Source organism: Spirochaetota bacterium (assembly GCA_004297825.1).
Lineage (GTDB): Bacteria > Spirochaetota > UBA4802 > UBA4802 > UBA5368 > FW300-bin19.
The window spans coordinates 48,686-64,281 of sequence record SCSX01000084.1 but is presented as its reverse complement, the minus strand read 5'-3'; the positions used below and the strand labels follow the sequence as shown (position 1 = coordinate 64,281).

Annotated in this window: 14 protein-coding genes; 7 read left to right on the top strand and 7 right to left on the bottom strand. The window is 58.4% G+C overall.

Going from position 1 to position 15,596, the window contains the following annotated elements; translation table 11 throughout:
• Positions 1-4 precede the first annotated feature (4 nt).
• A complete protein-coding gene (locus EPN93_18715; GenBank protein ID TAL31057.1) occupies positions 5-796 on the top strand; it encodes an electron transfer flavoprotein beta subunit/FixA family protein in 792 nt (263 codons plus the stop codon).
• 5 nt (positions 797-801) lie between these two features.
• Positions 802-1,824 (top strand): electron transfer flavoprotein subunit alpha/FixB family protein, encoded by a 1,023-nt coding sequence (locus EPN93_18710; protein TAL31056.1) that lies wholly within the window; start codon positions 802-804, stop codon positions 1,822-1,824.
• Positions 1,825-1,919: 95 nt separating this feature from the next.
• Here EPN93_18710 and EPN93_18705 read toward each other — a convergent pair whose 3' ends face one another.
• Entirely contained in the window at positions 1,920-2,438 is a 519-nt protein-coding gene (locus tag EPN93_18705; GenBank protein TAL31055.1) for a hypothetical protein, read from the bottom strand.
• A 302-nt stretch (positions 2,439-2,740) separates the two neighbouring features.
• Between EPN93_18705 and EPN93_18700 the strand changes: the two genes are divergently transcribed.
• Positions 2,741-3,304 (top strand): XRE family transcriptional regulator, encoded by a 564-nt coding sequence (locus EPN93_18700; GenBank protein TAL31054.1) that lies wholly within the window; start codon positions 2,741-2,743, stop codon positions 3,302-3,304.
• Between the two features lie 9 nt (positions 3,305-3,313).
• The gene (locus EPN93_18695; protein TAL31053.1) at positions 3,314-4,456 is read left to right on the top strand and encodes an acyl-CoA dehydrogenase; all 1,143 of its coding nucleotides are present in this window, start codon (positions 3,314-3,316) and stop codon (positions 4,454-4,456) included.
• A gap of 19 nt (positions 4,457-4,475) precedes the next feature.
• Here the strand turns inward: EPN93_18695 and EPN93_18690 are convergent, their stop codons facing one another.
• Positions 4,476-4,985, bottom strand: coding sequence for a VOC family protein (locus EPN93_18690; GenBank protein ID TAL31052.1), 510 nt, complete (start codon positions 4,983-4,985; stop codon positions 4,476-4,478).
• A gap of 202 nt (positions 4,986-5,187) precedes the next feature.
• On the opposite strand from EPN93_18690, the gene EPN93_18685 reads away from it, so the two are divergent.
• Together EPN93_18685 and EPN93_18680 are read left to right on the top strand one after the other, a co-directional pair.
• Positions 5,188-5,481: a type II toxin-antitoxin system HigB family toxin gene (locus EPN93_18685; GenBank protein TAL31051.1), complete on the top strand. Its 294-nt coding sequence runs from the start codon at positions 5,188-5,190 to the stop codon at positions 5,479-5,481.
• Between the two features lie 2 nt (positions 5,482-5,483).
• Positions 5,484-5,885, top strand: coding sequence for a transcriptional regulator (locus EPN93_18680; protein ID TAL31050.1), 402 nt, complete (start codon positions 5,484-5,486; stop codon positions 5,883-5,885).
• A gap of 119 nt (positions 5,886-6,004) precedes the next feature.
• On the opposite strand, the gene EPN93_18675 is transcribed toward EPN93_18680, so the two are convergent.
• The 5 genes from EPN93_18675 to EPN93_18655 all read right to left on the bottom strand — a co-directional run bounded on the left by EPN93_18675 (position 6,005) and on the right by EPN93_18655 (position 13,642).
• A complete protein-coding gene (locus EPN93_18675) occupies positions 6,005-7,177 on the bottom strand; it encodes an acetyl-CoA C-acetyltransferase (protein TAL31049.1) in 1,173 nt (390 codons plus the stop codon).
• 17 nt (positions 7,178-7,194) lie between these two features.
• Entirely contained in the window at positions 7,195-7,962 is a 768-nt protein-coding gene (locus tag EPN93_18670) for an SDR family NAD(P)-dependent oxidoreductase (protein ID TAL31048.1), read from the bottom strand.
• A 380-nt stretch (positions 7,963-8,342) separates the two neighbouring features.
• On the bottom strand, positions 8,343-10,625 hold the full coding sequence (locus EPN93_18665) for a hypothetical protein (GenBank protein ID TAL31047.1): 2,283 nt from the start codon (positions 10,623-10,625) through the stop codon (positions 8,343-8,345).
• A gap of 237 nt (positions 10,626-10,862) precedes the next feature.
• A complete protein-coding gene (locus EPN93_18660; GenBank protein ID TAL31046.1) occupies positions 10,863-12,761 on the bottom strand; it encodes a potassium transporter TrkA in 1,899 nt (632 codons plus the stop codon).
• 218 nt (positions 12,762-12,979) lie between these two features.
• Complete coding sequence (locus tag EPN93_18655; protein TAL31045.1) at positions 12,980-13,642, bottom strand: GntR family transcriptional regulator; 663 nt, start codon at positions 13,640-13,642, stop codon at positions 12,980-12,982.
• Between the two features lie 171 nt (positions 13,643-13,813).
• Between EPN93_18655 and EPN93_18650 the strand changes: the two genes are divergently transcribed.
• A complete protein-coding gene (locus EPN93_18650) occupies positions 13,814-15,532 on the top strand; it encodes an AMP-dependent synthetase (protein TAL31044.1) in 1,719 nt (572 codons plus the stop codon).
• Positions 15,533-15,596 lie beyond the last annotated feature (64 nt).

Sequence of the window (15,596 nt, the reverse complement as noted above, 5' to 3'; positions counted from 1 at the left end):
CACCATGCTATCAATTATAGTCTGCATCAAACAGGTTCCCGACACGCACCGCGCGTCCTTCGATCCGAAGACGGGCGTGCTCGACCGCGCGTCCGCGGAGAACATAACGAACCCCGACGATCTCCACGCGATCGAGGCGGCGCTCGCCCTCCGCGACGCGTGCGGCGGGAGCGTCACGGCGATAAGCATGGGACCACCCCAGGCGTCCGACGTGCTCGCGGAGGCCTACGCCCTGGGTGTGGACCGCTGCGTGCTCGTGAGCGGTCCGTGTTTCGCCGGTTCCGATTCGCTCGTGACGAGCAAGATACTCGCGCGCGCCATTACGAAGCTCGGCGCGTTCGACGTCGTCGTGACCGGCTTCGAGGCGATCGACGGCAACACGGCGCACGTGGGCTACCAGCTCTCTGAATTTTTGGGCATCCCGCACGTCACGCAGGTTCACGACATCCGGATCGAGGACGGGCACGCGATCGTCGAGCGGCTCTACGGGCACGAATACCAGAAGATACGCGTCGCCCTGCCCCTGCTCGTATCGGCCGGCAGGAACGCGAACCGGGTGCGCGCGCCGCGCCTCGCGGACCTCAAGAACTGCACGGGCAGGGAGATCGCCGTCATGGGGTTGTCCGATATCGGCGGGAGCGCTGACGAGTACGGGGCCGCGGGGTCGCCCACCATGGTGATCGGCACCGAGCTCTTCACGCACGCGCGCGGGCGCGAGGCGCTCCCGGGCACCCTTGACGAAAAGATCGAGGGTCTGATACACAAACTGAAAAAACACAATCTACTGAGAAATTGAAACCAATGGCACATAACGGAAAAGACGTCTGGGTGTTCGCCGAGATCCAGGACCACGAGCGCGTGCTGGAGGGCTCCTGCGAGCTGTTGACCATAGGCCGCGCGCTCGCCGATACGCTCGGGTCCCGGCTGTGCGCGCTCGTCTTCGCGCTCGACGCCGAGCGGTACCTTCCCGTAATCGAAAGGTTCGGTCCCGACGCGATCTTTTGCGCGAGCGACCGCGCCCTTAAGCATTACGACGGCGCCATATTCCCCGACATGATCGAAAGGCTTATCCGCGCCCACGCCCCTTCGATCATGCTCTTTCCCTCCACGGAGGCGGGAACGGACCTCGCGCCCCGTCTCGCGCAGCGCTTCTCCACCGGGCTCACCTCGCACTGCACGGGGCTCTCGATCATGGACTCGGACGAATACGGGAAGGGGCTCCTCGTGATGAAGCGCCCGGCCTACAGCGGGAACGCGATCGCGACCGTCATCTGCCCGCACGCGCGCCCTCAAATGGCGACCGTCCAGCAGGGGGTGTTTGACAAGAAAGAGCTCCCCGGCAATAAATCGGAGGTCGTGCGCGTCCCCTTCGACTACGATCTCTCTAACTATAAAATCACGCATTTGGAAAATCCCACACGCTGGGACAAGCCGCGCGTTCCGCTGGAGCAGGCCCCGGTCGTCGTCGCGGGCGGGCGCGGCTTGGGGACGAAAAAGGGCTTCGACTGCCTGTTCGATCTCGCGGATGTCCTGGGCGGCGAGGTCGGCGCGACGCGGGTGCCGGTATTCAACCGGTGGTGCGGCGAGGAGCGCATGATCGGCCAGACGGGAAAGACCATACGCCCGCGGCTCTACCTGGGATTCGGGATATCGGGCCAGATACAACACACGGCGTCCATTGTAGATTCGGAGATAATCGTATCGATCAACAACGACGCCTCCGCGCCCATCAACGGCATATCGGACTACGTGGTGACGGACGATGCGCGTGAATTCCTCAAGCGGTTCACCGCCCGCTTGAAAAAAGAAACGCGTGCGGTGTGAATTCCCTGTGGGGACGCGGCGTGAATTCCCTGTAGAGACGCGGTGTGAATTCCCCGTAGAGACGCGATTAATCGCGTCTCTACGGGGAACGCCGGTCACGGCCCTTCGTACGCCTTCTGCAGCGCGCCCAGATCGAACTTCTTCATGGGAAGGAACGCCCTGGTGACGCGGGCGACCTGTTCGGGTGTGCCCTTCGCCATCATTTCGGCCATGATGGTGGGAGTCACCTGCCAGGAAAGCCCGTATTTGTCCTTTATCCAGCCGTATCGCCTGCTCCACGGGTACTCCTGCAGGGGCATGAGGACCGTCCCGCCCGGTAAAAGCATTTCCCACGCCGCATCGATATTTTCGGAGGCTTCGCGTTCCCGCGACGGGTCGTAATTCACCAAAAACGACACCGAGGGGTTGAAGGTGAAAAGGGGACCGGCGTTGATCGCCATGAAGGGCAGGCCCCTGAGCTCGAACGAGACGATATCGCTGTCCCCCGTGGGGCTCGGGACCTCGTGGATGGTAGTGATCCCCGTAATCCTCGAATTTGAGAAAACCGAACAATAAAACACGGCCGCCTCCGCGGCCTCCTTGTCGAACCATAGATGTGGCGTGATGTTCCGCATCGTGCACCCTCCCGCATTCCCCGGTATTGATCGAGACGTCATCTTGAATAAGGTATCCTGCCGCCGTTCCCAAGGCAACCCGCACGACAACCCTATCAGTTTATTGCTTGCATAATTTTACCATCAAACTAATTTATTGCGAAACGTTTCGTAAGAATCGGGAAGCGGCGACCGGGGAAACATTCTATCGCCTTAGCTATTAATAATTCTGATATCTCCTCAATCTCATCCCATCCCCCTCTCCCCCATTCTTACACCTTTTTTTTCGCACCCATATTGAAACAGAAAACGCGGAGGTACGCATGCATTCAACACCCGCACCGCACGGAGGCGCGCTTGCGCGCGCGCTCAAGACCAGGCGCAGCAAGCTCAAGATGAGCATCGGGGAACTGGCCGCGAAAACCGGGCTCGCCGAGGCGCACCTCGCCCGGATCGAGGACGGCACCGATTTCGCCCCGGTGGGCGATATCCTGAAAATCGCGCGGGCGCTCACGATAGACCCGGGCGAACTCCTGAAAAAGGACACTGGCAAGGACCGGGAGCGCGAGAAGGACCGGATTCGCGGCTTCAAGAGCCGCGAGCAGGCCTACGAGTACGAGGTGCTCACGCCTAACGCGATGAAGGGCCATCTGCGCTCGTTTCGCGTGACCATCCCCCCGCGCTCGGAGCTTCCGGGCCAGCGCTACCAGCACGAGGGCGAGGAGTTCGTCTACGTGCTCAAGGGCGAGGTCATGGTGAAGGTGGGGCAGAAGGAGCACCATCTCAAAAAGGACACTACGCTCCATTTCGATTCCAGCGTCCGTCACTCGCTCAGGAACCCCGGGAAGGCGAAGACCGTACTCATCGTCACCCTGTACACGCCATAGGAGAGAACGATGAAACTTCCGCTTACCGACGAACAGATAATGATACGGGACATGATCCGCGAGTTCGCCCGCGGCGAGATCGAGCCGATCGCCCAGGAGTACAACCTGCGCGGCGAATACCCGAAAGATATCATCGCGAAGCTCGGGGGGCTCGGGCTTTTCGGCATGATGGTCCCGGAGCAGTATGGCGGCTCCGCCGCAGGCGCGGTGAGCTACAGCCTCGCGCTCCAGGAGATCGCCTTTTCCTGCGCATCGGTGGCCGTCACGCTCTCGGTGACGAACCTCTGCACCGATCCCATCCTCAACTATGGCACCGAGGAACAGAAAATGGAGTTCCTGGTTCCCCTTGCATCCGGCGAACATGTCGGCGCGTTCGCGCTCACCGAGCCGGAGGCAGGATCGGACCCCTCGTCTTTAAAAACCTCCGCGGTTAAGAAAGGCAAGAGCTACATCCTGAACGGGACGAAGATGTTCATCACGAACGGCGCGTACGCGGGCGTTTTCATCCTGATGGCGCGCACCTCCGCGGACAGGAACGGGACGTCGGCGTTCCTCATTCCCGCCGGCACGAAGGGATTGAAGATCGGCAAGGAGGAGCACAAGATGGGGCTCCTCGCGTCGAATACCGTGGAGCTCATTCTGGAGGACTGCGAGGTTCCGGAGCGCTACATGCTCGGAGGGCCCGGCATGGGGCTCAAGACCGCGCTCGGGGCGCTCGACAGCGGGAGGATCGGCATCGCCTCGCAGGCGACCGGCATGATCGCGGCGGCGCTGCACGAGGCGAGCGAGTATGCGCAGGTGCGCAAGCAGTTCGGAAGGGCCATTATCCGCCATCAGTCGATCCAGAATATGATCGCGGACATTTCCGTGGACAGCGAGGCCGCGCGGCTTCTCACGTGGTCGGCGGCGTCCATGAAGGACCGGAAGCTCCCCTTTTCGCGCGAGGCGTCCATCGCGAAGCTCTTCGCGTCGGAAGCGGCGAACCGCTCCGCCTACAAGGCGCTCCAGGTATTCGGCGGCTACGGGTATATCCGCGACAACAAAATCGAGCGCATCTACCGCGACGCGCGCGTGACGACGATCTACGAGGGCACCTCCGAGGTGCAGCGCATGGTCATCGCGCGCGAGACGGAGAGGGGCTACGCGGACTAAGCCCGCGTGGCTCCAGGGATCAGCCGGCCTTAGACAGCCTGTGACCCGGGCCCTTGAACGCCTTCTCCAAATCCGCGAGGATGAGCTTTTTCATCCCGAGCAGGGCCTTCATGGCCCGCGCCGCGGCTTCCGTATCCTTCGAAGCGATCATGGCTTCCAGGGCCTTCGGGGCGACCTGCCATGAGACCCCGTACTTGTCCTTGAGCCAGCCGCACATCTCGGAGCCCGGATCGGCAGACAGCGCGTTCCAGTACTTGTCGATCTCCTTCTGGTCCTCGCATTCTATCAGGAATGAAACGGCTTCATTCGGCTTGAAATACGGTCCCCCGTTCAACAGCCCGAACCGCTGTCCGAAAAGCTCGAACTCCACGGTCAATACGCTTCCTATGGGTTTATTGCTCGGGGTCTCGGTCGTATAGTGTGTAGTGCCCCCGACCTTCAAATTGTCCCCGAACACCTTCTTGTAAAACTTCACCGCCTCCTCGGCGCCGTTGTCGAACCATATGTACGTCACTATTTTATGCTTCATCGTTTCCCCTCCCCTTGCACAGTTAAAAAAAGTACGGAAATCCGGTGGAACGGTCAACCCCGGGGAAAAATTTCCAGGGGCAATGGTGGGAGATAAATGTGTAAGGAGCGGGGGAGGGGGGGTTAAAACCATGCATTACAATGTTACCATTATGGTAACTTTTGGTTTGACATTTAGCGTCTGAAACACGTACTTGTAAGTGATGAGAATAATCAGCGCAGGTACGCTTCGCAAATACTGGACGAATCACAAAGAGACCGAAGAGCCGTTACGCGCATGGGTTGGGTTCGCGAAACGGGCCGACTGGAAGAGCCCAAAGGATATCAAGAAGCAATTTACAAAGGCGTGCATCCTGTCGGGGAACAGAGCGGTGTTTGATATCTGTGGAGGTAACTACCGACTCGTCATAAAGGTTAATTACGAGCATAGGATAGTTTGGATAAGGTTTTTAGGAACTCATACCGAGTACGACAAGATTAACGCCGAGGAGATTTAGCCATGAATATAACAGCAATACACAATAAACGCGATTACGCAGCCGCCCTGGAGCGCCTTGGCAGCCTCATGGATGCGAAGAAGGGGACGCCGGAATCCGATGAATTAAAAATCCTGGCGCTGTTAATCGGGGAATATGAAAGCGAGCATTTCCCGATTGAAACGCCGGATCCCATCAGCGCCATCAAGTTTTATTTGGAACAGAACGGTCTTACCAATAAAGACCTCGAGGGCGTGATAGGCCCGCGCAACCGCGTTCATGACGTGATGACCAAAAAACGCCCGCTCTCGATCACGATGATCAGGGCTCTGGTCGAAAAATTCGCCATTCCGGCGGACATTCTTGTAAGAGAATATTCGACCGGCAGAAACCGCGAAAGGCCGCGGCAGAGCGCTGGTGCTTAAATTAATAAAAGCCCTCGGAATTGCTCCGGGGGCTGATTTTAATTACCAAATTATCAAATTCTTGACATCCCCCCGATCTCATCCCTCTCCCCATCTCCAATTCTTACACGTCTTTCTAGTTAGCGTCTCACAATCAGCGCCACCGCCTCTCCTCCGCCCAGGCAGAGCGTCGCGAGGCCCGTGTGCTTGTCGCGCTTCTCCAGTTCGTGGATGAGGGTCACAAGCACGCGGCAGCCGCTTGCGCCTATGGGATGTCCCAGCGCGACTGCCCCGCCGTTCACGTTGATCTTCGACTGGTCCAGGCCCAGTTCCCTGATGACGGCGACGCTCGATCCGCTGAACGCCTCGTTCACTTCCCAGAGATCCACATCGTCTTTCGAGATGCCTTCTTTCTTGAGGCACTTCGGGATCGCCCAGATGGGGGCGACCAGCACGTACTTCATGTCGATCCCATAGGACGCCTGCGCGCACACCGTCGCGCGTACCGTGCAGCCGAGCTCCTTCGCCTTCTCGCGCGACATGAGCACGACCGCCGCGCCACCGTCGCTGATAATGGACGCGTTCCCGGCGGTGCCGGTCCCCCCTTCCTTGAAGGCGGGCTTCATTCTAGCCAGCGTCTCGTAGTCCGTGGGTACGGGGCACTCGTCCGTGTCGAAAATCACGTCGCCCTTTCTCCCCTTTACGGTGACCGGAACAATCTCGTCCTTGAATCGGCCGGCCTTGATTGCTTCAAGAGCCTTGCGGTAGGATTCGGCCGCGAACCGGTCCTGGTCCTCGCGGCTCACCTTGTAGCGCTCCGCGCAAAGCTCGTTGGAGCCGCCCATGTGGAAATCGTTCACCACGTCCCACAGGCCGTCGTGAACCATGTGGTCCCTGATCTTCTCGTTCCCCATGCGGTAGCCAAAGCGCGCCTTCTCGAGGTAGTACGGGGCCATGCTCATGTTTTCCATGCCCCCGGCGACGACGACGTCCGCGTCCCCGGCCTGGATGGCCTGCGCACCCAGCATCACGGCCTTGAGGCCGGACCCGCATACCTTGTTCACCGTGATCGCCTCGACCTCCCAGGGCATGCCGGCCTGCACGACCGCCTGCTTCGCCGGGTTCTGGCCGTAGCCGCAGGGAAGCACCATGCCCATGATGGCCTCGTTCACGTGCTCCTTTTTTATCCCCGCGCGCTTCACCGCCTCTTCGATCACGATCGCGCCCAGCTTCGTCCCGCCGATCCCGGCAAGCGACCCGTTATATGACCCCAGCGCCGTCCTGCATGCGCTTACGATTACCACTTCTTTCATGTTGGTCTCCTTGTCTCCTACTTCGCCGCCATGCGCATGGCGCCGTCCAGTCGTATCGTTTCCCCGTTCAGCATGCTGTTTTCTATTACATGCACAACCATGGCGCCGAACTCGTCCGGCCTCCCCAGGCGCTGCGGAAACGGGACGCTCTTGCCCAGTGCTTCCCGGATATCGGGCGCGATCGTCGCCATCATGGGCGTATCGAAAATGCCCGGGGCGATCGTCACGTTGCGTATCCCGTAGCCCGCGAGATCGCGCGCAACGGGGAGCGTCATGCCCACCACGCCCGCCTTCGAGGCCGCGTACGCCGCCTGCCCTATCTGCCCCTCGAAGGCCGCGATCGAGGCCGTGTTCACGATCACGCCGCGCTCGCCGTCCGCGTCCGGGGCGTTTTCGATCATCCTGGCCGCCGCGAGCCGTATTACGTTGAAGGTTCCCGTAAGGTTCACGCGTACGACCCGCTCGAAATCGGCCAGACCGGCCGGGCCCTTCTTCCCGACCGTGCGCGCGGACGGCGCGATTCCCGCCGCGTTCACCGCGACGTTCACGGTTCCAAACTTCGCGGCCGTTGCGGCCACCGCCTTCGCCACGTCGTCTTCGTTCGCGACGTCCGTACGGCAGTAGATCACGGAGGCCCCGAGCTCCGCCACCAGGCGCGCGCCCTTGTCGTCGGCGATATCCAGGATCGCGGCTTTGCCCCCGCGCGCGAGTATGCCCCGCAGCGCGGCCTCGCCCAGCCCCGACGCGCCTCCGGTTACGATTGCAACGGCGTTTTCTATTTTCATGCGTGTCCCCTCGTTCAAGTTTCAAGAATTCAAAATCACGGCGCGCATTCTGTCAATGATTTAGTTGCGCGCGCGATTGTTTTCAGGGGCCTCCGGGGCACTCCCGCGGGGTTTGTGTCCGGTTAACGGAATACAGTGTGGTCTTTATGCAATGCGAATCGGACCATCCCGTCCGGATGAAGCGATGGTTCTTGGTTGGGATCATGTACGCGCTTTATAGACGGATCGAATACGCACGGCGTTTCGGCATGGGGGCCGATACGCCCACGGACCGGGTTTCGCGCTCCCTGCCCGTTCGAATCTCCGTGCTTCGCGGGAAGCGCGTGTCATGAGGTGAAGTTTCCGCGCAGCCGCTTTGTGCGCGCACAGGCGAAGCCGCATCAGCGATCCAGGAACGCGTCCTCCACCGATGCGATCCTACCGCCTTTGCCTTCCGGCGTTTCCTGTTCCTTGCCTTCCCACGGTGCGCCCCCGTCATCGGAAGGGAAAATCTCGCACACGCGGCTCTCGCGCCGCTCGTCCGCCCACATGCGAAGCTTCGCCTGCATCGCCCTCCATACCCGCGGGTAGGCGCGCTTCACATCGCGCTCGCAGTGGGGATCGGTGGGCAGGTGGAAGAGGCGCCATATGTCCCTGTGAACTCCCGGCGTGTGAACGAGTTTCCAGTCCCGCGTGCTGATGCAACGCTCCTTGGTGCGCAGCACGTCGGCCTCGTATTTTTTCTGGAGCACGAAATGGAAATCGAAATCCGGATCGATCGCCGTCGTTTCCTCGAGGGGCGCGATCCAGAGCGGCTCCTCTCCGGGGACCTGCCGCCTGAAAAACAGGTAGCTCGTCTCGCCGAAGAACGCGAGCGAGAGGTCCGTGCTCGTTCCTTCGAGGTAGGGAAGAAGGCTCGTCCCCTCCATCCCCGGCGCGCGCGGGACATCGAGTACCTCGAGCACCGTGGGCGCGATATCGATCGTGCGGGTCAGCTGCGCCACCTTCGCGGGCGCGAACCGTCCGCCGGGCACGTACATGACGAACGGGATGCGGTTCGTCTGGTCGCCACCGTTGAACGAGAGCCCGTGGCTGAAGCTCGTGTTGGGCTCGAACAGGTCGTCCCCGTGATCGGAGGTCACGATCACGATGGTGTTTTCCGCGAGGCCGGCGCGCTCCAGGCCCGCGAGCACGCGTCCCACCTGGCTGTCGAAAAAATTCACGGCGCCGTCGTAGAGATCGCGTATCTGGCGCACCTCGTGCGGGGGCATGCCGGCGAACTCCTTCTCGATTCCCGCGCCGCGAATGAACGAGTCCACGTTGAAGTCCATCTTGAACTTGTTCCTTCCATTATATGCGGGATCGGCGTACAGCTCGTGATAGGGCGGCGGGCAGTAATACGGAATGTGCGTGCACGAGTAGAAGGCCGTAATGAAGAACGGATCGCCGCCGCGCGCCGCGCGATCGAGCCTTTCCACGAGGCGGTCCGTGACCACGTCCGGCGTGACGTACGTGGCGAAAGACTGGAGCCGGGGAAACATGCGGTAGCCCAGCTCGTTGTCGAAATAGAGAGGAATTATGAAGTGCGCGATGTAAACCGCCTGGGCCATGTAGAGCTTGAAGTCGTCGAAATCGCTCGCCTGCACCTCCCGGAACCCGAGCGGCACCACGTTGAAAATCCCCGCGCACCAGTCCCCCATCGCGGCGGTCTCGTATCCGCGCGCGGCGAGCGCGCCGGCGAGCGTGGGCGACTGCGCGAGCGTCGCGTCCACGCGCTCCCGGGAGGGGTACATGTGACGGAACCCGTGCGTGTGCGGGTACTGCCCAGTCATGATCGTGGTCATGGATTCGAGCGTGGAAGCGACCGGGGTCATCATGCGCTGGAAGTTCACCGATTTTGCGGCAAGCTCGTCTATGTGCGGCGTGGTGGGCCGATAATACCCGTTGCACGAAAGACGGTCCCCGCGCAGGGAATCAGAAACCAGCATGAGCACGTTGGGCGGTCCCTGCCGGCCGAGCGCGACCGGCTCGTCTCCCCTTACGAGGGGCGCCGCCACCCATACGGAGAGTATCAGCGCCCCGGCCGCCGTGGAAACGCCCGCCGCGCGCCCGGGCCGCCATGCCGGCAGGAGGCGCCGGATGAGGACCGTCCCGTAATATACCGCCGCCGAGAATCCCGCCGCCACGGGAAGCGCGGTGAAGAGCGCGAAAAATACGTGGGGCCGTACCCCTTCGGGAAGTCCGGAGAGGAGCTTGAAATACCAGTGATCATAGCTTGCGGCGTTCAGGAAGTACGGGCGCGCGTGCACGAGGCGCAGCACGCAATAGGCCATGATCACGCCGGTGAGTGCCAGGGTGCGCCAGCTTATAGCCCAGCGGGTCACGCATTCCCGGCTGCCCATCCAGAGCCGTACGACGGGATAACCCAGGAGCACGTACCCCAGGGAGACCAGCGCGTATCCGCGAAGGAGGTCGATATTCGTCCAGAAGAGGAACGTCTTGTGATGCTCAAGCGCGAGACCCGCGAACCTGCTCGCCGACTGCGACGCGACCACCGTGAGCGCCGTCACGGACAGGATAAACAGCGCCGCGTGCACGAGCATCACGGTAACGGCCATCCAGGCGAGCGTGTTGGGAATGCGCTTCGCGGAACCGCAATTATGGTTTCTGAATAATGCCTTCATATTTTCCACATGATTTTACTCACATGCATGAAGCGGCGCCTGAAATGTCAATTTAATTTTTAAGTGGTCCATTTCCCGGGGAGCGGGAAGCGCCCACTGGTTGCGCAGGTCCCCGGGGAATTCCGCGGAAAGGCGCTGGAGATTTAGATCGAAGGAAACATCGCCTTCGATTACAATGAGCACTTCCCCAAGGACGCCGCGAAAGAAAGTCCGGCCTTCAGCGACGTGAGCGGACTGCTAAGATTCGGCGAGAAGGATAACCATGTCCCCTGACGCAAAGGATACTTTTTTAGATTTGTCCGGATTCACCACCACGCCAAAGGAAAGCTCCTCCCGGTAGGCGTCGGCCGCGATCTTGTACCCGATGGCGATCTCGTTCCGCCGCGCGGCTGCTTCGAGTATCGTGTAAAAATTGACCTCGGAGCCGGGAACGATGTAGTCTGCGACCGGCTTAAGGTAAAGCTCCGACCCCTCCGGATCGAAGAGGTCGATGAAGACGCCGTTGAGCTGCTTGTTTTCGGAGACCTGCGCCATAAGAAGGCTGATTAGCTTGTCACTGACGATAAAATCGTTTACCCTGGCCACCTGCGCCAGGTCCCTGTTCTTCACATCCATCATCTCGCTTATCACCGACAGTTCGTTCCCCGTTTTTTCGGATATGTCGCGAAGGTGCAGCAGGGTCTTCAAGGTCCGCGCATCCGCCTGCTGCATTGAAAGCGTATCGGAGTAGCAGAGAATTATTATATGGCTGTATGTTTGGACATTCAGCCTGTTGAGTACCGACCGGTCCGTGGTATCTGCCGCCATGAGCTTAATAGTCTGCTTCTTGTTAAATCCCGCAAGTCGCTTTGCGATGGACTCCTTCTCTTCGGGAGCGATATCGGCAACGACCGTCACCGAGGATCCCTGGGCCACGTAGTTGTCGAGTTCTTTAATGATGATGGGTGCACGCCAGTTCCACCCCATGATGAGCAGTGATTCCGGCTCGCTTATCGAAACCGATCCCGGGCTTATCATGTCCCCGGCAATGTTGAATTCCTTCATCTCGGAAGGCTTGATAGTATCGTCGTCTTCCGAGATGACGATCAGCCTGTCGCCTTCGGCAATGATCCTGCCCATGGGCGGATTGAGATGGGATTTCCCGCCGCGCGGCGCGATCCCGATGACCGCCGAATCCTCGTACATGAACAACGCTTCGCGGAATGTCTTTCCGGCCAGTGACGGCTCCTCTTTGAAATAAATTTCGTCGCCGCCGAAATCGAGAAGCTCGGTGTAGACGACAGAAAGCCCGGCCTGCCGGCTGGTCTGGGCGATGATGCGCGCGATGAGATCGCCCACCAGCACAAGCTCGACCTCGTCCTTCCCGACTATGGCAGCGATGTCCATGTTTTTGGGATCGCGTATCTCGGCGACGATATGGTACGGCTCCCTTTTTCGCTTCGGGTTGTTGGTCAGGGCAAGCAGCGTTTTTAAGACCTCGGCGTCCGGGTCTTCATCGCGGGGCGATACCACGATGATGGACCTGGCCATATCGACGCCCGCGATCTCAAGGTCGTTTATATCGCTGGGGCTCCCGGTCCTGCATACGATCCTGGTCCGTCCGGTGGGGCCCGCGTGGCTGCGCACCGCCTCATCCATCTCGACCTTGTCCATGTCTCCCATTATGACGATGCACGAGTAGCGCTGATTTTTATTCGCGATCACAAGTTCCGATATTATCGAGTAAATATGCTCCGACCATCCCAGGATGACCGTATGGTTTTTCTCCACCACCATCGACCGCCCCTTGCGAAGCTGCTCGATCCTCCGCTCGATGCCGGAATTTATCACGCCGATGAGCGTGCTGACGATGAATATCCCCCCGAAGGTGAGTCCCAGCATGAAAATGCTGTACAGACCCTTGTCTCCCCCCATGGTGCCGGAGTCGATCGACCGCATCAGGCTCATCCAGACCAGTTGAAAGAAATTTCCTTCCGCTTCGTCGGGAAGGGCCCCGGCAATCCATACCAGTATAGAAAAGAATAATATCATGAGGAGCGAGACGGCGAAAAGCCAGGCGATGAGGGCGGGAGTGCCCTTGGCGAGCGTATTGTCAAAGGCGTATCTGAGCCTGTCGGCGAAGGTGACTTTTTTCATGAAGGGACCTCATCCAGTTGCCGCATGGAATTTTCAGGAATAATCCGTCGTGGAAAAACGGACCGGAGCATTCCTTATGCACGGGAAATCGGATATGTCAAATAGTATAATGGGGGAGGTTTTCCCAGCCTTCCCTGGAGGACAGTCTTCAGTGTAGTTGTAAGGATAGTGCGCCGGTCAAAGTAAGCAGAGACCTTGACGCACGGGCGATCCGACGATCACTGCTGCTCTTCCCCTATCGCCCTGATGGCGAATTCCTTGTCGCATTGAAGCAAGTCGCGTATTGCCGTCACGCCCCGGTCGACCTCCCCCGTTTTCATGGCGTCGTTGAAGGTCTTCAGGTACTGCATTGTCATTTTTATGTTGCCCAGGCGTTTCGTCAGGGCGAGATGCTGTACCCTCATGACGCTGGGAATAAAATCGTACATCGTCTCCTTCAGCAACAGGTTGCTGCTCCCCTCGAGCCCTATCAGCGCATACTCCATCCGGGCGTTATAATAGGCCCGCTCCTCTCCCTCCCGGGACATGGCCTCTATCTTTTCAAGTGCGACCTCGAACCTGGACAATCGCTCTTTATCGGGCCTGGTTATGAGCTGGCGGACGACGATTGAGTACAGCTCGACCAGGATCTCGTAGAGCCATTCTACGTACTCCCGCGAAAGGGGCGTGACGCGTGCGCCGTGCCGGGGGGTTAGCTCGACCAGTCTGTTCCTGCGCAGTATCTGAAGGGCTTCGCGAATCGGCGCGCGGCTGACGCCGAGCTCCGCCGCCAGGGGTATTTCCTGGATGCGTTCGCCCGGCCTGAGATCTCCGCTGATTATTCTTTCAGTGAGGTAGTGCGTTATCTGGCTGGAAAGGTTTTCCGATAGGGTAAAGTTCATACCAGTGTTTCTCCGAAAAATGCATTTGCTGTGCTTTACGAACAAATAATCAAGAAAATTTTACCGGCTTCCTGTTCCCGGAAAGACAGGCCTTAATTTCGGAAATATTTATAACTTGACAAATACTAATATATATATAATTGTCGACATATGACAGATATAAGGTAATCAATGTTCACCAGGAAAAAGGGGGTCCCAATGGATGATTTTTATTCGGCAAAACCATGGTTACGGCATTATGATCCCGATGTAGCGCCCGAACTTGATTATCCAAAAATCAGCTACGCCGAATATCTCCGCGAGGCATTCAGCAAGGTACCCGATCGAGTAGCCCTTTATTACATGGGGAAAGGAATAACCTACCGGGAACTGGATGAACTTTCAAATAGGTTTGCGCATTTCCTGGTCAGGAACGGATGCACGCCGGGCGATTTCGTCGCGGTTAACCTTCCCAATATTCCTGCCTGCTTTATCAGCCTTATCGGAATTCAAAAAGCCGGCTGTGTATATCAGGGACTCAGCCCCCTTCTTACCGCCGAGGAGTTCGAATATCAGTTGAACGATTCAGGGACGAGGTTTGTGGTAACGATCGACCTGCTGTTCGATAAATTCAAGGCAACGCTGCAAAATACAGGTGTTCGGTGGGCACTCGTAACCTCCATAGCCGATTATATGCCCGTGATGAAAAAAATACCCGGCCTTCTCCTAAAAAAGATACCCACGGGGAAAATACATCCATTACCCGTTATCAAGGTAGTACGATTCCAGGAAATGCTGAAAGGCATGTCGGGGGATTCAATACTGGTGAAGGTCGATCCGCAAAGTCCCTGCATCATGGTCTATACGGGCGGAACTACCGGCAAGCCCAAGGGAGCGCTGCTGTCTCAGAGCAACCTCGTTAATCATATGATTCAGAATAACGCCTGGTACAATTTCAACAAATGGAACGAGACGACACTCTGTCCCTACCCCATGTTTCACATGGCCGGATGCTTCATCTCAATGGGTCATTTTTCCATTGGGAGCTCATATATACTTATTCCAAACCCACGGGATATGAAATTCACGATCTCCCTGATAAAAAAGCACAAGCCCACTTCGATAATAGCGGTACCGACGATATACATCGAACTCATGAAATACAAGGAATTCTGCTCCCTCGACCTGTCGAACGTGAACTATTACCTGAGCGGATCCGCGCCCTTCCCGGCCGAGACCATCAAGCAGTTTGAAAAGCTCGTCGGTGGAACCATAATTGAAACCTACGGCCTGACCGAAACTACCACATGCGTGGCGGCACCCCCGGTAAAAGGCAAGAGGAAAGTCGGATCGGTAGGGGTTCCGATATCGGATACGGAAATAAAAATCCTGGATCCGGAAACGGGCGCGCTCATGCCCGCAGGCGAACCGGGAGAGGTGGTGGTGAAAGGCCCGCAGATATTCACCGGATACCATAGGCAATCGGAGGAGACGGCCAATGCTTTGAATAACGGCTGGTTCCGTACGGGCGATGTCGGTACGATGGACGAAGAGGGATACCTGTATATCGTCGACAGGATAAAGGACATGGTGAACGTTTCGGGATTCAAGGTGTTTACGCGCGTGGTGGATGAAGTCCTTCTTGAGCATACCGATATTGCCATGGCGGCAACGGTGGGCCTTCCCGATCCCAGGAGGCCCGGCTCCGAGATCGTCGCCTCGGCGATTGTTCTGAAACCGGATCGCGAAGGGAACGATACAATGAGGGCCGATATTATTTCATTCTTAGAATCGAAACTGGCCCCCTATAAAATTCCCAAACGGATTGAGTTCCTGGACCAGCTCCCCTTGAGCACTGTCGGCAAGATTTTAAAGAAGGACCTTAGAAAGATCATGGCCGGTTCCGCATGATATGCGGCTGTCGCTCGATGTTGTTACAGGCCTTTAATATTTTGCAAGCTATGCCTGACAGTTG